This is a genomic window from Micromonospora gifhornensis (assembly GCF_016863515.1).
GTDB lineage: Bacteria > Actinomycetota > Actinomycetes > Mycobacteriales > Micromonosporaceae > Micromonospora > Micromonospora gifhornensis.
Map to the genome: position 1 here is coordinate 1 of NZ_BOPA01000003.1, position 19,667 is coordinate 19,667.

At 71.9% G+C, this 19,667-nt stretch carries 19 protein-coding genes and 1 pseudogene; 9 read left to right on the forward strand and 11 right to left on the reverse strand.

The window, feature by feature from the left end:
• Both Vgi01_RS01440 and Vgi01_RS01445 read right to left on the reverse strand, forming a co-directional pair.
• Positions 1-3,039: pseudogene (locus Vgi01_RS01440) on the reverse strand (hypothetical protein); the annotation flags it as partial.
• A 415-nt stretch (positions 3,040-3,454) separates the two neighbouring features.
• Positions 3,455-4,015: a helix-turn-helix domain-containing protein gene (locus tag Vgi01_RS01445; protein WP_204289923.1), complete on the reverse strand. Its 561-nt coding sequence runs from the start codon at positions 4,013-4,015 to the stop codon at positions 3,455-3,457.
• 66 nt (positions 4,016-4,081) lie between these two features.
• Here Vgi01_RS01445 and Vgi01_RS01450 point away from each other — a divergent pair, with 66 nt between their 5' ends.
• Positions 4,082-4,840, forward strand: coding sequence for an AzlC family ABC transporter permease (locus Vgi01_RS01450; protein ID WP_102660667.1), 759 nt, complete (start codon positions 4,082-4,084; stop codon positions 4,838-4,840).
• Positions 4,834-5,142 (forward strand): AzlD domain-containing protein, encoded by a 309-nt coding sequence (locus Vgi01_RS01455; RefSeq protein ID WP_102660668.1) that lies wholly within the window; start codon positions 4,834-4,836, stop codon positions 5,140-5,142. Before Vgi01_RS01450 ends, Vgi01_RS01455 begins: the two co-directional genes overlap by 7 nt.
• A 53-nt stretch (positions 5,143-5,195) precedes the next feature.
• On the opposite strand, the gene Vgi01_RS01460 is transcribed toward Vgi01_RS01455, so the two are convergent.
• The 3 genes from Vgi01_RS01460 to nadA all read right to left on the reverse strand — a co-directional run bounded on the left by Vgi01_RS01460 (position 5,196) and on the right by nadA (position 8,638).
• Positions 5,196-5,798: a DUF3043 domain-containing protein gene (locus Vgi01_RS01460; RefSeq protein WP_102660669.1), complete on the reverse strand. Its 603-nt coding sequence runs from the start codon at positions 5,796-5,798 to the stop codon at positions 5,196-5,198.
• Between the two features lie 85 nt (positions 5,799-5,883).
• Entirely contained in the window at positions 5,884-7,239 is a 1,356-nt protein-coding gene (gene murA / locus Vgi01_RS01465; RefSeq protein ID WP_102660670.1) for a UDP-N-acetylglucosamine 1-carboxyvinyltransferase, read from the reverse strand.
• Positions 7,240-7,462: 223 nt separating this feature from the next.
• Positions 7,463-8,638 carry a quinolinate synthase NadA gene (gene nadA, locus Vgi01_RS01470; RefSeq protein WP_102660672.1) on the reverse strand — a complete coding sequence of 392 codons (1,176 nt, stop codon included), beginning with the start codon at positions 8,636-8,638 and terminating at the stop codon, positions 7,463-7,465.
• 68 nt (positions 8,639-8,706) lie between these two features.
• Here nadA and Vgi01_RS01475 point away from each other — a divergent pair, with 68 nt between their 5' ends.
• From Vgi01_RS01475 to Vgi01_RS01485, 3 genes are all read left to right on the forward strand, one after another.
• Positions 8,707-9,846, forward strand: a complete 1,140-nt coding sequence (locus Vgi01_RS01475) for a glycerate kinase family protein (RefSeq protein WP_102660673.1) — start codon at positions 8,707-8,709, stop codon at positions 9,844-9,846.
• A 195-nt stretch (positions 9,847-10,041) separates the two neighbouring features.
• Complete coding sequence (gene erpA, locus Vgi01_RS01480; RefSeq protein ID WP_013735179.1) at positions 10,042-10,410, forward strand: iron-sulfur cluster insertion protein ErpA; 369 nt, start codon at positions 10,042-10,044, stop codon at positions 10,408-10,410.
• Between the two features lie 247 nt (positions 10,411-10,657).
• Positions 10,658-11,635: a carbohydrate kinase family protein gene (locus Vgi01_RS01485; RefSeq protein WP_102661075.1), complete on the forward strand. Its 978-nt coding sequence runs from the start codon at positions 10,658-10,660 to the stop codon at positions 11,633-11,635.
• A gap of 83 nt (positions 11,636-11,718) precedes the next feature.
• Here the strand turns inward: Vgi01_RS01485 and Vgi01_RS01490 are convergent, their stop codons facing one another.
• Entirely contained in the window at positions 11,719-11,943 is a 225-nt protein-coding gene (locus Vgi01_RS01490) for a sulfurtransferase TusA family protein (protein WP_102661076.1), read from the reverse strand.
• Entirely contained in the window at positions 11,940-13,091 is a 1,152-nt protein-coding gene (locus Vgi01_RS01495) for a cysteine desulfurase family protein (protein ID WP_204289924.1), read from the reverse strand. Before Vgi01_RS01495 ends, Vgi01_RS01490 begins: the two co-directional genes overlap by 4 nt.
• 193 nt (positions 13,092-13,284) lie before the next feature.
• Here Vgi01_RS01495 and ctaC point away from each other — a divergent pair, with 193 nt between their 5' ends.
• Together ctaC and Vgi01_RS01505 are read left to right on the forward strand one after the other, a co-directional pair.
• Complete coding sequence (gene ctaC, locus Vgi01_RS01500; protein WP_102661078.1) at positions 13,285-14,259, forward strand: aa3-type cytochrome oxidase subunit II; 975 nt, start codon at positions 13,285-13,287, stop codon at positions 14,257-14,259.
• Between the two features lie 10 nt (positions 14,260-14,269).
• On the forward strand, positions 14,270-14,692 hold the full coding sequence (locus Vgi01_RS01505; RefSeq protein WP_204289925.1) for a cytochrome c oxidase subunit 4: 423 nt from the start codon (positions 14,270-14,272) through the stop codon (positions 14,690-14,692).
• 279 nt (positions 14,693-14,971) lie between these two features.
• Here Vgi01_RS01505 and Vgi01_RS01510 read toward each other — a convergent pair whose 3' ends face one another.
• The 4 genes from Vgi01_RS01510 to Vgi01_RS01525 all read right to left on the reverse strand — a co-directional run bounded on the left by Vgi01_RS01510 (position 14,972) and on the right by Vgi01_RS01525 (position 17,992).
• Complete coding sequence (locus Vgi01_RS01510) at positions 14,972-15,166, reverse strand: hypothetical protein (protein ID WP_204289926.1); 195 nt, start codon at positions 15,164-15,166, stop codon at positions 14,972-14,974.
• Between the two features lie 202 nt (positions 15,167-15,368).
• The gene (gene trpD / locus Vgi01_RS01515) at positions 15,369-16,424 is read right to left on the reverse strand and encodes an anthranilate phosphoribosyltransferase (protein ID WP_204289927.1); all 1,056 of its coding nucleotides are present in this window, start codon (positions 16,422-16,424) and stop codon (positions 15,369-15,371) included.
• An 81-nt stretch (positions 16,425-16,505) separates the two neighbouring features.
• Entirely contained in the window at positions 16,506-16,904 is a 399-nt protein-coding gene (locus Vgi01_RS01520; RefSeq protein WP_102661007.1) for a hypothetical protein, read from the reverse strand.
• Positions 16,905-17,068: 164 nt separating this feature from the next.
• A complete protein-coding gene (locus tag Vgi01_RS01525; RefSeq protein ID WP_233197107.1) occupies positions 17,069-17,992 on the reverse strand; it encodes a cytochrome c oxidase assembly protein in 924 nt (307 codons plus the stop codon).
• Positions 17,993-18,159: 167 nt separating this feature from the next.
• On the opposite strand from Vgi01_RS01525, the gene ctaE reads away from it, so the two are divergent.
• Positions 18,160-18,759 carry an aa3-type cytochrome oxidase subunit III gene (ctaE, locus tag Vgi01_RS01530; protein ID WP_043721570.1) on the forward strand — a complete coding sequence of 200 codons (600 nt, stop codon included), beginning with the start codon at positions 18,160-18,162 and terminating at the stop codon, positions 18,757-18,759.
• Positions 18,760-18,824: 65 nt separating this feature from the next.
• Positions 18,825-19,664, forward strand: coding sequence for a cytochrome bc1 complex diheme cytochrome c subunit (gene qcrC, locus Vgi01_RS01535; protein ID WP_102661004.1), 840 nt, complete (start codon positions 18,825-18,827; stop codon positions 19,662-19,664).
• The last annotated feature ends 3 nt before the right edge of the window (positions 19,665-19,667 follow it).

Genomic DNA, 19,667 nt, shown 5'->3' on the forward strand with positions numbered 1-19,667 from the left:
GGCTGGTGGTGCGGAGATCGGGGCGAGTGCTTCGTCGGCTGGTGGTGCGGAGATCGGGGCGAGTGCTTCGTCGGCTGGTGGTGCGGAGATCGGTGCTGCCGCAACCTGCGATGCGGCCGGCACGGCGATCGGTGTTGCCGTTGCCGGCGGTGTGGAGTCCGGGCCGTCGGCGAGCGGTGGTGTCGAGTCCGGGCCGTCGGTGCGCGGTGACGTGAAGTCAGGGCTGGTGGCGGCAGGTGGTGCGGAGTTCGAGCTGGCCGTCGCCGGCGATGCGGATTCAGGGGTGGACGTGGCCGGTGGTGCGGAGACCGGAGCTGTGGACGGTGGGGTGAGTTCCAGGCTGGCTGACGGTGCGGAGGCCGGCGTCTGCCATGGCGGTGCCGACGTGACCGGCGGTGCCGGCGTGACGGGAGGTGCCGAGACCGGCGCGTGCCACGGCGGTGCCGGCGTTGGATCGGCCGGCGGTGCCGAGACCGGCCGGGTGTCCTCCGCGTCGTCGGGCCAGCTCACCGGCTCGGATCCGCCGGCTGCCGCGAGGCTGCCGGGCGACTCGTCGAACCCGGCGGGAGTCACACGCTCGGTCGGGGCTGGCTCCTCGCGCCCGGAGGTGGGGACCGGGCTGGGCGCGGGCGACCCGAACCATGCCTGCGGTCCGTCGGACGGCGGGCTGACCCGTGGCGACGTCTCCGGTGCCGGTGGGACATACCGGGTGGGTGGCGGGGGCGTCGCGGTGGAGCCGGGACCGGCGACGGGCGGTGCGACCGGAACGCCGGACGTCGGCGGACCCGAGACCTGCGACGGCATCGGCGGCGTGGCGACCGGCCCGTAGGCGGGCGGCGTGGAAACGGGCCGGTGAACAGGCGCCGGGGGCACAGCGGTCGGGGGTGCGGAGACGGGTCGGTGGGTGGGCGGCGGGGTGGTCGGGGGTGCGGAGACAGGCCGGTGGGTGGGCGGTGCAGCGGCCGGGGGCGTGGAGACGGGTCGGTGGGTGGGCGGCACGGGGGTCGGGGATGCGGTGGCGGGGGGTGCTGACACGACAACTGGCGTCGGGACCGGCGGTGGAGTGGCCACCACCGGCTGGTCGTGCAGTGGTGCGGGCCGCACCTGGTGTTCGTGCAGTGGTGCCGGGCGTACCTCGTGCTGGTGCAGCGGAGCGGGTCGAACCGTCTCCCCACCCTGTGCGCGGTCGGCACCCGAGGCGGCGGGTCGCTCGTGGATCGGCCCCGGTCGTTCCTGGCTCGGTGCGGGTCGTTCCGGCCGTGCCTGGTTCGGTCCGGGACGCTCCGGCACCTCCTGGATCGGCCGGGGACGGTCGGGCCAGGGCTGGTCGGCCTGGTGCGGGTGCTGGTCGGGCCGATGCGGGTACTGGTCGGGCCGGTGTTGGTCGGAGCGCGGGGCCCTGGGGCGGTCCGACACCGGGCCTGCGCCCTCGGGCCAGTCGTGTGCCGCCGCCGGGGCCGAGGACCGATCCCGGTCCGGGTCGACAGTGCCGGGCCGATCGCGATGCGGGTCGACGGTGTCGGGCCGGTCGCGGTGGGGGTGGACGGGGTCTGGCGGGCCCTGATGTGGGGCGGGGGAGACCGGGCGGGCACGCCCGGTGGCCGGGGATACGGGTCGATCCCGTTCCGGGGCGGGAGAGACGGGCTGCTCGGGCACCACCGACAGGTGACGGCGGGGCGGGCCCTGGTCGGGGGCGGGCGAGACGGGACGGTCGGCGTCGGGCCGTTGCGCGGCCGGCCGGTCCAGATGACGATCCGACCCGGGCCGGTTGGGGACTGCCGGTCGCCGGTCCTCGCGTCCGGGGCGGTCGCCGGTCTCGGGTACGACGGGACGCTGGTACTCCCGGTGGTCTCGACCGGTGCTCGGGCGCAGCGGTCCCGGCTCGGGCCAGGGGAGGTCGCGGCGCGGCGGTTCGGCGTACCGCTGGGGGTCTCGGACGACCGGCTCGGTGCGGGAGCGCTCCGGTGACCGCTCGGGGCGGCGGCCCCGCTCGTCGTGCGGCCCACGGGCCGGCTCGTCGTCGACGTAGCCGTCGGGGTACGGGGCGGCATCGGGGTCACCGACGGTGAACTGCTCCCGGTAGCCGTCCACCCGTGGCCCGTCGTCATAGCTGGGCTGACCGGGGTGGCTGCTCCACTGGTAGCGGGGACGCCGCGAGTCGTCGTCGGGGGAGCGGCGGTCGGCGTCGTCGACGGGCCGGTGGTTGGCCGGGCGGCGGGTCTCCCCGCCCGGCTCGGGCGCCCAACCGCGCTCCGGTCGCCCGGCCGGCGACCCTGGCGCGCCACGCCGGTACGGATCGCCGTCGGTCGGCTCGGGGCGGCGTGGGCGTTGGCCGTGCCGGTCGGAATCGCGGTCGCGCCACTGCGGTTCGTGGTGCGGATAACGGTCGGGCTCACGCCGGTCGGGCCCACGTGGGTCGGGCTGTCGTCGGTCGGGCTCACCTCGTTCGGGTTGCCGCCGGGCGTACCGGTCGGGGGCGCGTCGCTCGGGCGGCTCGAAGCCGCCACGGTCCCGGCGACCCCGGTGCGGCGGGTACCCGTCGACGTCGGGCTGGGCGTACCGCTCACCGGCGCGCTGATCGCGCTGGGCCGGCGCGCCGGTGACACCGGTCGCCTGTGGACCGGCATCGGACCAGGTGACGCCGTCGCGTCCGCGTACCGGCTCGACGGGTGGTGACCACCGGCCGTCCGGCCGCCCCGGCTGGTTGCCCGGATACGGGGACTGGTCGTACGGGCGTCCGCCGTTGCCGCCGTCGGGACGCCGCGCAGCAGGCCCGTCCTGTCGGCCCGGCCAGCCGTCCGGCTCGTCGTTCCAGGAACGACCCACGTACGTACCGTCGGGCCGGGTGGGTGCCAGCGGTGGCACCTCGGCCCGACCGATCGCGCTCGCCCGACCCCACGCCCGCGGCTGCTGATGGTCCTGACCGTCGTCACCCGGGTAGCGCTGGCCCGGGAACTGGGGCTGCCATTCGGTCGTCGGCTCGACGACCCAGGACGGCTCGGCGGGATCGTGCCACCGGTCGGCGTAGCCGCGACTCATCCGCCGGACCCGTCGTGCCGCCCAGGACGTGGGCGGCGGGTCGGGTGACACTCCGGGACGACCGGGTCGGGCAGCCCGGGCTCGGCCGTGCGGAGCCCGCGGACCGGCGTCCGCTCGCTCACGGCCGCGCCCCGATGGTCGGCTCGCGTCCGCTCGCTCACGGCGAATGTCACCTCGTCGGAAATGGTCGCTGGGCACCCGCCCGGAATCGGCCAAACTCGCTCGTCCGGGCACCGAATGGCTGCGCAAGGAGGGTAGCGGCGTGGGCTCGGTCGACGCCACTGTGGCACTCGCGACGGACCCAAACGTTATCCAGTTGATCCGGACATTTAGGTCTTCGGTCGAATCGGACTTCCGACGACGAACCCGGCGGGTAGCGTGCCGCGTCCGGTCGCCGCCCACCACCGGGCACGTCTCAGGAATGCTCCATGATCAGTACGAAGAAGGTGCCCGATTCGAGGGCCTCGTACCGGTGCGGCGCGTCACCGGCGAAGGTGGCGTAGTCGCCCGGGCCGAGTTCCACCTGTTCGTGTTCCGGGCCACAGCGCATCCGGCCGGTCCCCACCACCAGGTGTTCGACCGTGCGTGGGGTGTGTGGTTCCGCGTTGCGGATCCGCCCCGGCTCCAACTCGATCAGGTAGACGTCCCGTCGGGCGTGCGCGGTGCCGGCGGTCAGCAGGGTGCCGGTGAAGTCGGCGTGTTCGGAGCGTACCCGGGGGCCGTCGCCGGCCCGGATCACCCGTACCGAGTTGGCCGGGGGCTCGACCAGCCGGCTGAACGGTATGTCGAGCGCCACACACAGAGCCCAGAGCGTCTCCATGCTCGGGTTGCCCAGGCCGGCCTCGAGTTGCGACAGGGTCGACTTGGCGATCCCGGCCCGGCGGGCGAGTTCGGTCAACGAGATGCCGACGCGCTGCCGCTCCTGGCGGAGAGCAGCGGCGATGGTGGCGAGCGGGGGCGAAGGATCCGAGGGCATTGTTCGCTCCGTCGTTCACATTGTTCTATTTGACGAACATGAGGGGGCTGTTCATCATGATGAACCATGCGTACGCCAGAACGAACAGCGGGTGCCGGCATGCTCCGCGATGTCGCCGCCATCGGCGCGGCGATAGTGGCCGTCGGCGCCTCGTTCGGGGCGGTGGCGGTCGCCGCGGGGCTGCCCGTCTGGGCCGTCATCGCCATGTCCCTGTTCGTCTACGCAGGCGGCGCGCAGTTCATGGCGGTCGGACTGGCGGCTGCCGGTAACCCGATGGCCGCCGTGCTGGCCGGGCTGCTGCTCAACGCCCGTCACCTGCCGTTCGGGCTGACCCTCGGCGACAGTCTCGGCCGCCGGCTCTGGCAACGGCTGCTCGGCAGCCACCTGATGACCGACGAGGCGACCGCCTTCGCGCTCGCCCGGCCGGCCGGTGAGGTGCGGCACCGCGCGTTCTGGCTGGCCGGCACGCTGCTCTTCGTGGCCTGGAACGCCGGCACGGTGCTCGGCGTACTGGCCGGTGGGGTGGCCGGAGACCCGGCCACGCTCGGGTTGGACGCCGCCTTCCCCGCCGGCCTGATCGCCCTGCTGCTGCCGACCCTGCGTGACCCGGACACCCGACGTGCGGCGCTGGGTGGCGCGGCGCTGGCGGTGCTGACCACGCCGGTGCTGCCGGCCGGTCTGCCGGTACTGCTGGCGCTGGCCGGGCCGGCACTGCTGGCCGTGCACCGGCTCAGACGGCCACCGGCGCCTCCGACCGCACAGGTCGTCGAGCCCGAGAACGAGGCCCACGCGGTGCGGGCCGGCCGGCAGGAGTCGTCGTGCTGATCGCGGTGATCGTGGCGCTGGCCGTCGGGACGTACGCCTTCCGGGTTTCCGGGGTGCTGTTGCGCGACCGGCTCGACCTGCCGACGTGGGCGCGGCAACTGCTGCCGGTCGCCGCGGCGGCCCTGCTGGCGGCGTTGGCAGCGACCGCGGCGTTGACCGAGGGTGCCGCATTCGCCGGCTGGGCCCGGCCGACCGGGGTGCTGGTGGGCGTGGTGCTGGCGTGGCGGCGAGCGCCGTTCGTGCTCGTGGTCGTCGCCGCCGCCGGCACCACGGCGCTGCTGCGCCTGCTCGGCGTGCCCTGAGCTGCCCTGCTCGATGTGCCCTGAGCTGCCCTGCTCGATGTGCCCTGAGCTGCTCAGACGGGGTCGCCGATGGCGACCTTGGGCTCCGGGGTACGCAGCTTCCGGAAGGTGATCGCCCGCATGATCGCGTAGAGGTACAGCGATCCCATCCGCTGGGTGGACTGCGGGAAGCGGGTCCGGACCAGCTTCTTGATCTTCCGTGAGATCAGCACCGAGTCGATCACCACGCCGATGGCCAGGGCACCCCACAACAGGTTGGAGGCCAGCCGGATCGCCGGGGGCATCGCCTGGTTCGAGCCGATCAGCACGATCAGCGCACCACCGAAGAACCAGGTGCCGACGGTACGCCGGGCGTCGACCACGTTGCGGGCGAGCAGCCGCTCGGGACCCCGGTCGCGGGGGCCACCCTCACGCCGGAACTCCGCGGCCGCCTCGGCCCGCCGCTGCCGCCGTAGGGCCTTCGCCTCATCCTTGGTCAGCGGCTTTGTCGTACCCGGTGGGCGACGGCCACTGTTGGGGCGCTTGGGCGTCTCACGTCCCTTGCTCGGGGTGTAACCACGCGGACGGTTGGCCTCGGCCTCCTCCTCGGCCGGGGTCAGCGGCTCGGTGGCGGGGTCGGCGAGGTCGGCGGACTTGCGACGAAACAGCGACGGCACGCGGCAAGGGTAGCCAACGCCACGTGGCCGTTGCACATCGCGGGTGTGACGGCCACGTGGCGGACAACTGGTGGTGTGGCCGGGATTACGGCCGTTCGACGTGCGCGCCGAGGTCGGCGAGCTTGGCCTCGAAGTCCTCGTAGCCCCGGTTGATCAGGTCGACGCCGTACACCCGGGAGGTGCCCTCGGCGGCCAGCGCCGCGATCAGGTGGCTGAAGCCGGCCCGCAGGTCCGGGATGACCAGGTCGGCGGCGTGCAGCTTGCTCGGCCCGGCTATCACCGCGGAGTGCTTGAAGTTGCGCCGACCGAAGCGGCACGGGGTGCCGCCCAGGCAGTCCCGGTAGACCTGGATGTTGGCGCCCATCGAGTTGAGCGCCTCGGTGTAGCCCAGCCGCTGCTCGTAGACCGTCTCGTGCACGATCGACAGGCCTCGGGCCTGGGTCAGCGCCACCACCAGCGGCTGCTGCCAGTCGGTCATGAAGCCCGGGTGCACGTCGGTCTCCAGCGCGGTGGCCTGGAGTTCGCCGCCCGGGTGCCAGAAGCGGATGCCGCCCTCCTGGCCCGGCTGCCCCGGGCGTGGGGGCCGGGTGTCGGTGACCTCGTACTCGCCGCCGATCGAGCGGAACACGTTCAGGAAGGTCATCATGTCGGCCTGCTCGGCGCCGAGCACCTCCACGTGGCCGCGGGTGGCCAGCGCCGCCGCCGCCCAGCTCGCCGCCTCGATCCGGTCCGGGATCGGCCGGTGGGTGTACCCGTGCAGCTTCGGTACGCCCTGGATCTCGATCACCCGGTCGGTGTGCACCTTGATGATCGCGCCCATCTTCTGCAGGACGCAGATCAGGTCGATGATCTCCGGCTCCACGGCGGCGTTGCGCAGCTCGGTGACGCCCTCGGCCATCACCGCGGTGAGCAGCACCTGCTCGGTCGCGCCCACACTCGGGTAGGGCAGCGCGAACTTGGTGCCGTGCAGGCCGTTCGGCGCGGACAGGTGCAACCCCTCGGGGGTCTTGTCGACCGTCGCGCCGAACTCGCGCAGCGCCTGGAGGTGGAAGTCGATCGGCCGGGGCCCGATGTGGCAGCCGCCCAGGTCCGGTATGAAGGCGTGCCCGAGGCGGTGCAGCAGCGGCCCGCAGAACAGGATCGGAATCCGGCTGGAGCCGGCGTGCACGTTGATCTGGTCGGTGCTGGCGCTCTCCACGTTCGCCGGATCGAAGACCAGCTCGCCGTCCTCGACGCCGTCGCTGACCTTGACACCGTGCAGCCCGAGCAGCCCTCGGACAACCTCCACATCACGGATCTTGGGTACGTCGAAGAGCCGGCTCGGGCTGTCGCCGAGCAGGGCGGCGACCATTGCCTTGGACACCAGGTTCTTCGCACCACGCACGCGGATCCGCCCCTGTAGCGGGGTGCCTCCGTGTACGACCAGAACGTCGTCGGTCAACGCAACCTCCAGCGCGTGCGTGCTGCCGTTTCGATGTGGGGACACCACCGGTCGCTACCCGGGAAGCGGACGCGCTCAAACGCACGCGCCGCGAGTGCCATCGCCCGGCAGCATAGCCCTCCGTGATGAGAATGGATTCGGTCACACCGCATTGGAGGGCATTTATCGGTGATCCGGCACTTTCGCGTACAAGTGTTGTTACTGAGAGTGATTACATCTCCGGTCAAGCGCCGGGCAGCGCGAGCATCTGATCCAGGGCCACCCGCGCGTGGTGCGCGGTGTCGGCGTCGACGGTGATCTGGTTGACCACCCGGCCGGCCACCAGCTCCTCCAGGGCCCAGACCAGGTGCGGCAGATCGATGCGGTTCATCGTCGAGCAGTAGCAGACCGCCCGGTCGAGGAACATGATCTGCTTGTCCGGGTGGGCCAGCGCGAGCCGGCGTACCAGATTCAGTTCGGTGCCGATCGCCCACGCGGAACCGGCCGGTGCCGCCTCGATGGTCCGGATGATGTACTCGGTCGAACCCACCAGATCGGCGGCGTTGACCACCTCGTGCCGGCATTCCGGGTGCACCAGCACATTGACCCCGGGCACCCGCTCCCGGATGTCGTTCACACTGTCCAGGGTGAATCGCCCGTGCACCGAACAGTGCCCGCGCCAGAGGATCATGCGGGCGTCGCGCAACTGCTCGGGGGTGAGCCCGCCGCCTGGCTTGTGCGGGTCGTAGAGCACGCAGTCGTCAAGCGAGAAGCCCATCTCCAGCACCGCCGTGTTGCGGCCCAGGTGCTGGTCGGGCAGGAAGAGCACCTTCTCACCCTGCTGGTAGGCCCATTCCAGGGCCCGCTTCGCGTTCGACGAGGTGCAGACCACACCGCCGTTGCGGCCGACGAAACCCTTGATGTCGGCCGAGGAGTTCATGTAGGTCACCGGCACGGTCTGCGCCGCGATGCCCAACTCGGTGAGCACGTCCCAGGCGTTCTCGACCTGCGGCAGCGCCGCCATGTCCGCCATCGAGCAGCCGGCCGCCAGGTCGGGCAGGACGACCCGCTGCGTGTCGGAGGTGAGGATGTCGGCGCTCTCGGCCATGAAGTGCACACCGCAGAAGACGATGTACTCGGCATCCGGCCGGGCGGCGGCCTCGCGGGCCAGCTTGAACGAGTCGCCTGTCACGTCGGCGAACTGGATCACCTCGTCGCGCTGGTAGTGGTGGCCCAGCACGAAGACCTTGTCGCCGAGGGCGGCCTTCGCCGCCCTCGCCCGGGCCACCAGGTCGGGGTCGCTCGGCGCCGGCAGGTCACCCGGACACTCCACGCCACGTTCGGTGGCGGGGTCGCTGCCGCGGCCGAGGAGCAGCAACGCAGTGGCGGTGTTTGAGGGCTCAACCCAGGTCGACGTCACGCCCTCCATGGTCCCACAGCGGGGCACGTGTGCCGCCCCGGCCGCTGTGGGCTGCCACACTGCCAGGCATGCGCGTACTGCTCTGCCCGGACAAGTTCGCCGGCACGTTGTCGGCACCCCAGGTGGCCGCCGCCGTGGCCGACGGCTGGCGGGAGATCGCCCCCGACGACGATCTGCTGGTCAGGCCGTTGGCCGACGGGGGACCCGGTTTCATCGACGTGCTCGCTACGGCGCTGCCCGGCCGCCGGGTCCCGGTGGCCACCGTCGATCCGCTGGGTCGTCCGGTCCCCGGTGAGATCCTGCTCACCGACGACGGGGCGACCGCCTGGCTGGAGAGCGCGCAGGCGTGCGGGCTGCACCTGCTCGACGCGGGCGAGCGCGACCCGAAGACCACCACCTCGTACGGGCTGGGGCTGCTGATCACGGCTGCGGTCGAGGCAGGGGCCCGTACGGTGGTGGTCGGGTTGGGCGGTTCGGCGACAAACGACGGCGGCGCAGGGATGCTCGCCGCGCTGGGCGCCGTCGCGCTGGACGACACCGGGACGGCCCTGCCGTACGGCGGCGCCGCGCTGACCGCCGTGGCCACGCTCGACGGGGCACCCCGGCTGCGCGACGTACGGCTGATCGCCGCCACCGACGTGGACAACCCGCTGCTCGGCCTGCACGGGGCGAGCAGCGTCTTCGGGCCGCAGAAGGGCGCTGACCGGGCCGACGTGCTGCTGCTCGACGCCGCCCTGCAACGCTGGGCCGAGGTGCTCCAGCAGCAGGTCCCCGGCTGCCCCAGCAGCCTGGGCGCGCTGCCCGGCGGGGGCGCGGCCGGCGGCATCGGGGCGGCGTTGCTGGCCCTCGGTGGCCGCTGCGAGTCCGGGATCGGGCTGGTCAGCCGGGCCGTCGGCCTGAATGCCGCGCTCGATGGTGTCGACCTGGTCATCACGGGGGAAGGCAAGTTCGACCACCAGTCGCTGCGCGGCAAGGTGGTCGCGGGCGTCGCCGGCGCGGCGCGCGACCAGGGCGTACCGTGCGTGGTGCTGGCCGGCCAGGTGAGCACCGGCCGGCGGGAGGCCGCCTCGGTCGGGGTGACCGAGGCGTACAGCCTGGTGGAGCACTTCGGCGGGGAGGAACGCGGCGGCCTGACCGCGGCCCTGGAACGCCCCGGGGAGGGGCTACGGGCGCTCGGTGCCCGGTTGGCCCGCCAGTGGAGCCGCTGACGCTGCTGGAGGCCCTCCGTCGACCCACCGTTTGGCCGCTGGCCGCGGTCCCCGGGGGAGCGGCTGGTCACGCCATCGGGTGACGGGGCTGTCGGCGGCCTACAATCGAGAACTGGACCACTGTGGGAATCGCTGACCGGCGACTGATGTTGGCCAGGGGAAGACCACACCGAACGCGCGCAGGGAGAATTCCACGTGACCACGCCAGCGCAGACCGAGTCGACCGAGGCCAAGGCCCCCACGTCCGTCGTCCTCACCGACGTCGCGGCGCAGAAGGTCAAGGCCCTGATCGAGCAGGAAGGCCGCGACGACCTGCGGCTCCGGGTCGCCGTGCAGCCGGGCGGCTGCTCCGGCCTGCGGTACCAGCTTTTCTTCGACGAGCGTTCCCTCGACGGTGACGTCGTCACCGACTACGACGGTGTCGAGGTCGTCGTCGACCGGATGAGCGCGCCGTACCTGGCCGGCGCCACCATCGACTTCGCCGACCGGATCGACGCCCAGGGCTTCACCATCGACAACCCCAACGCGGGCAACTCCTGCGCCTGCGGTGACTCCTTCAGCTGATCCAGCTGATACTCCACGACGAAGGGGACGGCCTCCGGCCGTCCCCTTCGTCGTCCCCGCACCCAGCGCTGCCCCCGGTGATCAAGAGGTTTTGGTCGGATAACCGCCGGCATCCGACCAAAACCTCTTGATCAACGGGACGGGTGGGGTGGGGGTGGAGGGTGTGAGTGGTGGGGGTGGATGGGTGTGGGGTGGTGGGTGAGGGCGGTAGGCTGTTCGGGCTCTGTTATCGACCCTGAGGGCTGCCATGAAGATCGCCGTAACCGGCTCGATCGCTACCGATCACCTGATGAGCTTTCCGGGTCGGTTCGCTGACCAGTTGATCGCCGACCAGTTGCACAAGGTGTCGCTCTCCTTCCTGGTGGACGACCTGGTGCTGCGTCGCGGCGGGGTGGCGGCGAACATCGCGTTCGGCATGGGGCAGCTCGGGCTGCGGCCGGTGCTGCTCGGCGCCGTCGGCGCCGACTTCGCCGACTACCGTTCCTGGCTGGAACGGCACGGCGTGGACTGTGACTCGGTGCACGTCAGCGAGGTGGCCCACACCGCGCGTTTCGTCTGCACCACCGACACCGACATGTGTCAGATCGCCTCGTTCTACGCGGGCGCGATGAGCGAGGCCCGCAACATCGAGTTGCGGCCGGTCGCCGAGCGCCTCGGCGGGCTCGACCTGGTGCTGGTCGGTGCCAACGACCCGGAGGCGATGCTGCGCCACTCCGCGGAGTGCCGGGAGCGCGGTTACCCGTTCGCCGCCGACCCGTCGCAGCAGCTCGCCCGGATGGAGGGCACGGACGTGGTCGGGCTGATCGACGGCGCCGACTACCTGATGACAAACGACTACGAGAAGTCGCTGCTGCAGAGCAAGGCCGGGCTGAGCGACGATCAACTGCTGGACCGGGTCAAGATCCGGGTCACCACGCTGGGCAAGCACGGGGTGGAGATCGTGGGGCGGGACATCGACCCGATCCACGTACCGATCGCCCGGGAGGCACAGGCGGTCGACCCCACCGGGGTCGGCGACGGCTTCCGTGCCGGCTTCTTCACCGCGCTGTCCTGGGGCGTCGGGCTGGAGCGCGCCGCGCAGGTCGGCTCGCTGCTGGCCACGCTGGTGCTGGAAACCGTCGGCACGCAGGAGTACCAGGTACGGCGGGACCTGTTCGTCAAGCGCCTCGCCGAGTCGTACGGCGACGAGGCCGCCGACGAGATCCGCCCGCACCTGCTGCCCTGACCGTCGCCGGCACCCGTCCGGTTGGTTTCGTACTAATAGGGGGCCCCGCCTATGCGCGAGGCGTTAACAAGGTGCCCTTCCTTTCACTGGCGGCGGCGGACGTGGTGGGCGGTGCCGGAGGTGCCGAGGAACTCCTGGTCGCGCATCCGGCACCAGGCCGGAATGTCCACCGCCGCCGCCGGATCGTCGGCCAACACCCGCAGCACCGCGCCGACCGGAAGCGCCGGTAGCCGGCGGGCCAGCGCGATCACCGGCAACGGGCATCGCTGACCGAGACAGTCGAGGACCTCGTCCGGTTCGGCGGTCACAGCCCGACCACCCCTGCCTCGGCTCGCAGGTCGGCGACGATGCCGGGCAGTTCGGCGAGGAACCGTTCCACGTCCGCCTCGGTGCTGCCGGCGTGCAGCGAGACCCGGACGTTGCCGTGCGAGAGCACCCCCATCGCCTCCAGCACGTGCGACGGGCGCAGGGTCGAAGAGGTGCAGGAGGAGCCCGACGAGACCGCGAAGCCACGCCGGTCCAACGCATGCAGCAACGCCTCGCCGTCGACGTACAAGCAGGAGAAGGTCACCAGGTGCGGCAACCGGCGCTCAGGATCACCGACCACCTCCACGTCGGGCACCTCCGCCGCCACCCGGGACCGGATCCGGTCCACCAGGGGCGTCAACCGGGCCGCCTCGGCCGCCGCGTCGGCCGCCGCCGCGCGCAGGCTCGCCGCCGCCGCGACCACCGCCGGCAGGTTCACCGTGCCGGGCGTACGCCCCGACTCACGCTCGTCGGCCGGCCAGGGCGACTCCCAGCGGGTGCCCTTGCGCACCACCAGCAGCCCCACGCCGGGCGGGCCACCCCACTTGCGGGCGCTCGCGGTCAGCACCGACCAGCCCGGCGGCACCGGCATCCGCCCCACCATCTGGGCGGCGTCGACGTACAGCGGCACGCCCGCATCGGCGCAGACCGCCGCCGCTGCCTCCACCGGCTGGACCGTGCCCACCTCGTGACTGGCCGCGATCAGAGCGGCCAGCGCCACCCCGGACCCGGTGACCGCCGTCGACCAGGCGTCCAGGTCCAGCCGGCCGAGCCGGTCGACCGGCACCTCGACGGCCGTACCGCCGCCGGCCGTGTGCTGCTGGGCCGCGTGCAGCACCGCGGAGTGCTCGATCGCCGAATGCACAAGCACGGCACCGGCACGTCGCCGCCCCCGCAGGCCGCCGAGCACGGCAGAGTGGGCCGCGGTCGTACCGCTGCTGGTGAAGGAGAGCTCGTCGGGGCGTACGCCCAGGGTTTGTGCGGCGGCCTCGCGCGCGGCGTCGAGCAACTGGCGCGCCCGCCGGGCGGAGGTGTAGAGCCGGTCGGGGTCGGCCCAACCGTCATCGAGGGCGGCCAGCAGCGCCTGCCGCGCTACCGGGTGCAGCGGCGCGGCGGTGGCGGCGTCCAGGTAGACCGAGGATGGAATCACATCTACCCACGCTATAGCCCTGCACCGCGACAAGATCCCCCGTTGGGGGCGGACACTGACCCCAACCGGGTCGAGCCCGTCATGGTCGAGTAATCTGCGACCGTCGGTGACGCCTTTGCCGCTGGTGTGGCGGCTCCGCTCGGCGGAGCCGGCCAGATGAAGACACCGCGGCGCGCTAGGGAGGCAGGACCAGGTGGTCGCAAGGAGTTCGGAGGTACGGCCGACGGCCGTACGGCACAACGCATCCCCGGGAGCCGGTGCTCGGCGGGGGCGGCGTCGTGCCGGGCGTCTCGCCGGGCTCGGATTCGGTGGGGCGGCGCTGCTGGTCCTGCTCACGGGCTGTGACGTCGGCGCGGCGTTCGGGGGCTTCGGCTGGCCGCAGGGTGGCATCACCCCGGAGGCCCGGCGGATGTACGACCTGTGGATCGCCTCGTGCATCGCGGCGCTCGCGGTCGGTGTCTTCGTCTGGGGCCTGATCTTCTGGTGCGTGGTGCGGTACCGCAAGCGGGGCAACGAGCTGCCCGTGCAGACCCGGTACAACCTGCCGATGGAGTTCCTCTACACCATCGCGCCGGTGCTGATCGTCGCCGTGCTGTTCTACTACACCGCGATCGTGCAGACCGACGTGGTGAAGACCACCCGCAACCCCGACGTGACGGTCGAGGTGGTCGCCTTCAAGTGGAACTGGCAGTTCAACTACCGCGACGGCCAGGGCGTCGACGCCAACACCACCGCCTCGGTGCTGGGCACCAGCGAGGTCATCCCGATCCTGGTGCTGCCGAGCAACCGGTCCATCCGGTTCGAGGAGACCAGCAAGGACGTCATCCACTCGTTCTGGGTGCCGGAGATGCTGTTCAAGCGGGACGTCTTCCCCGGCAGCATCCGCAACGTCTTCGAGGTCTCCTCGCTGGAATCCGAGGGCGCCTACGTGGGCCGCTGCGCCGAGCTGTGCGGCAGCTACCACGCCTTCATGAACTTCGAGCTGCGGGTCGTCTCGCCGGAGAACTTCGACCGCTTCCTGGCGGCCAAGCAGGACGGTGCCTCGACGCAGGAGGCGTTGACCGCGATCGGCGAGGAGCCGTACGCGATCACCACCAAGCCGTTCGAGACGCGGCGTACCCAGGACAACTTCAACCAGGGCAGCGCGCCCGTCGGCGCGGGAAGCTGAGGCAACGGGCATGAAGACCGAGTGGCGCATCTTCCTGACCATTGCCGCGTTCCTGCTCTTCGCGGCCGTCCTGTACGGCGGCTGGACCTGGGCCGACTCCGACGGTCGCGTCGAGTGGATCGGCACGGTGGCCCTGCTGCTGTCGTTCCTGCTCTGCTCGATGTGCGGCGGCTTCTTCTGGTTCGTCTCGCGGCGCATCGACCTGCGTCCGGAGGACCGGCCGGACGGTGAGATCGCCGACGGTGCGGGCGAGATCGGCTTCTTCAGCCCCGGCAGCTACTGGCCGTTCGGGCTGGCGCTGGCCGCCACGATCGCGGGTCTGGTCTTCTGGCAGATGTGGCTGCTCGGCCTCGGTGCCGTCGCGGTCATCTTCGCCGCCTGCGGCCTGCTGTTCGAGTACTACAGCGGCACCCGCCGTACCGCCGAACACTGACCCACCCACCCCGACACCCACGAAGGCCCGCCTCCTGAAGGAGGCGGGCCTTCGCGCATTCCCACCCCGCGCGCCCCGACCCGCGCCCCTCACCCTGCACGTCCCCACCCCTCGCGCGCCCCTCGCGCGCCCCTCGCGCGGCCCTGCGCGTCGATCTTGCAGTTTCGGTCGCGCTTTTGTCAGGGATGTGGCGTTTTGCGGGGACGGAAAGTGCAAGATCGACGCGGAAAGGGGGCGTGGGAGAGGGGGAGAGAGAGGGGGGTGGGGGAGAGGGGAGGGTTAGGCGGCGCGGCGGGGGGTGGGGAGGGGGTGGCGGAGGGGAGTGGGGGTGGGGGTGGGGGCGAGGAAGAGGGCGGTGCCGCAGCGGGTGCAGGCCAGTTCGGGGCAGGTGGGGCCGTGGCCGTCGAGGCAGGGGGGCACCTCGAACAGTTGTGGGCTCTCGCAGGTGTCGCAGTGCAGCTCGCGCTCGGCCATGAAGACTCCTCCTGCTGCTCGGCCCGGAGTGCGGCGGCGCTTGCCGGCCGGCGGGGGTGCCGGGGCGGCCGGCTCAGCGAGGGACCGCTGCGTTCCGGCTCGACGGTGCGGGGCCGAGGGACGATCGTGGGAATTACTCACCTGTAGTTTCCCACGTCGGTCCGACACTTCTGCCGCCCCACGGAGGGGGCGAGTGGGGTGGTCAGGCGGTCTGGGCGCTCTGGGCGACCTTGATCCAGTGGTCCAGGGTGCGGGCGGCGGCGCCGGAGTCGATCGACTCGGCGGCCCGGTCCAGGCCGGCGCGGAGCGCGGTGGTGAGGTCGCCGTCCAGCGGGCCCTGGGTGGCCAGCGCCGCGGCGGCGTTGACCAGGACGGCGTCGCGGACCGGGCCGGGCTCACCGGCGAGCAGACGGTGGGCCACCTGCGCGTTGTACGAGGCGTCACCGCCCCGCAGGTCAGCGAGGGTGGCCCGGGGTGCCCCGAGGTCGGTCGCGTCGACCAGGGTTTCCCTGACGGTGCCGCCCTGGGCGACCCAGAAGCGGGTCGGCGCGGCGGTGCTGAACTCGTCCAGGCCGTCCTCGCCGCGCATCACCAGCACCGAGTCGCCTCGGGCGGCGAACACGGCGGCCATCACCGGGGCCATGGTGGCGTCGAAGCAGCCGACCGCGCCGGCGCGGGGACGCGCCGGGTTGGTCAGCGGTCCGAGGAAGTTGAACGCGGTCGGTACGCCCAACTCCCGGCGGACCGGGCCGGCGTGGCGCATGCCGGGGTGGAACCGGGCGGCGAAGCAGAATCCGATGCCCGCCTCGGCCACACACCGAGCCACCTGCTCGGGGCCGAGGTCCAGCGGTACGCCGAGGAACTCCAGCAGGTCGGCGGTGCCGCAGGAGGAGGAGGCGGCCCGGTTGCCATGCTTGACGACGCGTACCCCGGCACCGGCGACGACCAGGGCGGTCATCGTGGAGATGTTCACAGTGTGGGCGAGGTCTCCGCCGGTGCCGACCACGTCCAGCGCGCTGGCGCGTACCTGCTCGGGGAGGACGACCGGGACGGCGCGGCTGAGCATCGCCTCCACCAGCCCGCCCAACTCCGCCGGTGTCTCGCCCTTGGCGCGCAGCGCCACGGCGAAGCCGGCGATCTGAGCCGGCGCCGCCGCGCCGGACATGATCTCGCCCATCGCCCAGGCGGTGTCGGCGGCGGAGAGTTCCTCCCCGCGCAGCAGCGCGGTGAGCAGGTGCGGCCAGGTCCGTTCGCCCATTGCGGGCCTCCCGAGCAGACGAGTGCGGGTGGGGACCGGCGCCGGCTCGTCCCGGCGCCGTGGCGGTGCCGGTGCGGAACGTCAGGCGGCGGGCGCGTGCGTCCGCAGCAGCTCGGTCACGGTGGCGGCGGCCGTCACCGGGTCGAGCGGGTGAACCAGGGTGGCGTCGACCTCGGCGTACGCGGCGAGCCAGCGGTCAGCGGCCCGGGCGATCACCACACAGGTCGGGGGCGCCTCGTCGAAGTCGTCCTTGATCTGCCGGGCGATGCCGATGCCGCCACCGGGGGAGGCCTCGCCGTCGAGCAGCATCAGGTCGATCTCGTAGTCGTCGACCAGCCGGACACACTCGGCGTAGGTGGACGCCTCGACGAACTCGATGCGCAGATCGGCCGCGGGGCGGGTGCCGACGGCGAGCCGCATCCGGTCCCGTACCTGCGGGTCGTCGCTGTAGAGCACGACGGTGCACAGACGATCGCTCATGCCGACACTCCGCTTCGCTTCCTGCCGCTCGCCACCGAGGATCGCGGCGAGCCGGATGACCCGCCCGCTGATGGCTTCGAGACGGCTTTCACCTCGTAGCTGCGTGGCCGATCGTACCGGTCGGTGTGCCCTGTGCCGCACGCCCCCCGTGACGGTCGGCGAGGTCAGCCGGTGGCCTCGGTGGCGCGCTGGCGGGCCTCCTGGCGGTCCAGTTCGCGGTCGACCCGGCGGGCCTCCCGTTCGGCGTGGCGCATCCACTGCACGACCAGGACGGCGAGCATGGTCACGCTGACGAACTCGCCACCGGCCCACAGGATGCCGCCGGCGAGCACCTGGTCCTCCCGCGGATCGGCCCAGCTCAGGCCCAGCGAGGGGTACCAGTCGCCGCCGAAGAGGGTGCTGCTCTGCATGATGGTCAGCCCGAGCACGGTGTGGAACGGCACCGACAGCAGCATCAGCAGCGCCCGGGCGGGGTGCGGCCAGCGGCCCGGCAGCGGGTCCAGGCCGAGCAGCGGCCAGAAGAACACGCAGCCGGTCATGATGAAGTGCGCGTGCACCAGTTCGTGCGCCCAGCCGTGTTCCAGCGTGTAGCGGTACAGGTCGGTGAAGTAGAGCGCGAACGGGTTGACCACGAAGATGGCGAACGCCACCAGCGGGAAGCTGTAGATCCGGGCGATCCGGCTGTGCACCACCGCGAGCAGCCGCTTGCGCGGGCTGGTCGGCAGCGTCCGCAGGGCCAGGGTCACCGGTGCGCCCAACGCCAGGAAGATCGGCGACACCATGGACAGCACCATGTGCTGGACCATGTGCACCGACAGCAGCGTGGTGTCGTACGCGCCCAGGCCGGTGAGGGTGACCGAGGCGATGCCGCCGAGGCCGGGCCCCAGGAAGAAGACCGTACGCGCGACCGGCCAGCGGTCGCCGCGTACCCGCAGGCGGTTCACTCCGTAGAGGTAGAGGCCGGCGGCGAGCACCAGGACGACGGCGAGCCAGTTGTCCAGCCGGGCCTCGGTGACCACACTGGTCACCGAGAACGGCGGCAGGGCGCCCTCGGCCGCCAGCACCGAGGCGCCGCCGGGGCCGGGCAGGCCCGCCGTGAGCTGCGGCGCGGCCGGTGCGGCCAGGAAGATCGGATCGACGTGCAGCACGCCAATCAGCCTAGGTCAGGCGAACCGGACGGTACCGATCGGGCCATCTGCCCTCGGGTTTGGCCCCCCGCTGATCGCCGGCCGTGGTCAAGGGCAATAATGACCGCGTGACTGCGGCCCCAGCCATTGACAAGAGCCGGATCCACTCTCTGACGCGTCCCAACATGGTCAGCGTCGGGACGATCGTCTGGCTCTCCAGCGAACTCATGTTCTTCGCGGCGCTGTTCGCGATGTACTTCTCCATCCGCGCGGCGGCGCCGGAGCAGTGGGAGAAGCACACCGCGGTACTCAACGTCCCGTACGCGACGACCTTCACGTTGATCCTGGTGCTCTCCTCGATCACCTGCCAGATCGGCGTCTTCGCGGCGGAGCGAGGTGACGTGCACGCGCTGCGGCGCTGGTTCACGATCACCTTCGTGATGGGCCTGATCTTCGTGATGGGTCAGGCGAACGAGTACCGCGAGCTGGTGCACCACGGCATCAAGATCAACGAAGACGGTTACGGCTCGATGTTCTACCTCACCACCGGCTTCCACGGCCTGCACGTGATCGGTGGTCTGATCGCCTTCGTGATCTTCATGATCCGTACCACGATGGGTCGGTTCACCCCAGCCCAGGCCACATCGGCGATCGTCGTGTCGTACTACTGGCACTTCGTCGATGTCGTGTGGATCGGGCTCTACGCCATGATCTACTGGCTCCAGTGATCTTGGCGCCCGCACGCCGTCGCTCCACCCCCTGAGACAGGTCCAACCGGTTAAGGACACAGCTCATGACTTCTGACAACGACCGCCGACGCGGTCTGCTCGCGCGGCTGCGCGGGCGGCCCGTGGTGCGCAGCAGGGGCCGCCGCCGGCTGGGTGCCGCGGTCCGGCTGGTCGCCGCGTTGATGCTGGCCGGCGGCGCGTACACGCTTCTGGCTCCGAGCGCGTCGGCGCAGGACAACCCGCCGTTGAGCGGGGCCGCCGCCGACGGCAAGGCGCTGTTCGACGTGAGTTGTGTGACCTGCCACGGTCGCAACGCGCAGGGGGTCGAGGGGCGCGGGCCGAGCCTCATCGGCGTCGGCGCGGCCTCGGTCGAGTTCCAGGTCAGCACGGGCCGGATGCCGATGGCTCGGCAGGAGGCCCAGGCGCAGCGCAAGCCCGAGGTGTTCAGCCCCGACGAGATCGACCAGTTGGCCGCGTACATCCAGCAGTTGGGTGGCGGCCCGGTCGTGCCGGCCGGTGACAACCTGCACGCCGACGGCAACGTCGCGGTGGGCGGTGAGCTCTACCGGATCAACTGCTCGCAGTGCCACGCGTTCAGCGGCGGCGGCGGTGCCCTCTCCTCCGGCAAGTACGCGCCGAGCCTCTCGCCGGCCACCGACCGGCAGATCTACGCGGCGATGCTGAGCGGACCGCAGAACATGCCGGTGTTCGGCGACAACCAGATCACGCCGGAGCAGAAGGCGGACATCATCGCCTACATCCAGCAGTCCCTGAAGCACGACAGTGACCCGGGCGGCGTGTTCAACCTGGGCCGCTACGGCCCGTCGACCGAGGGTGTGGCGATCTTCCTGATCGGCATCGTCGCGCTGGTCTTCACCAGCCTGTGGATCGCAGGCAAGTCGTGACCG

Coding starts and splice junctions, on each gene's coding strand:
- Vgi01_RS01505 (WP_204289925.1), top strand. CDS start 14,270: ATGAAGACCGAGTGGCGCATCTTCCTGACCATTGCCGCGTTCCTGCTC.
- Vgi01_RS01520 (WP_102661007.1), bottom strand. CDS start 16,904: ATGAGCGATCGTCTGTGCACCGTCGTGCTCTACAGCGACGACCCGCAG.
- Vgi01_RS01485 (WP_102661075.1), top strand. CDS start 10,658: ATGAAGATCGCCGTAACCGGCTCGATCGCTACCGATCACCTGATGAGC.
- Vgi01_RS01475 (WP_102660673.1), top strand. CDS start 8,707: ATGCGCGTACTGCTCTGCCCGGACAAGTTCGCCGGCACGTTGTCGGCA.
- qcrC (WP_102661004.1), top strand. CDS start 18,825: ATGACTTCTGACAACGACCGCCGACGCGGTCTGCTCGCGCGGCTGCGC.
- Vgi01_RS01445 (WP_204289923.1), bottom strand. CDS start 4,015: ATGCCCTCGGATCCTTCGCCCCCGCTCGCCACCATCGCCGCTGCTCTC.
- Vgi01_RS01510 (WP_204289926.1), bottom strand. CDS start 15,166: ATGGCCGAGCGCGAGCTGCACTGCGACACCTGCGAGAGCCCACAACTG.
- Vgi01_RS01450 (WP_102660667.1), top strand. CDS start 4,082: ATGCGTACGCCAGAACGAACAGCGGGTGCCGGCATGCTCCGCGATGTC.
- trpD (WP_204289927.1), bottom strand. CDS start 16,424: ATGGGCGAACGGACCTGGCCGCACCTGCTCACCGCGCTGCTGCGCGGG.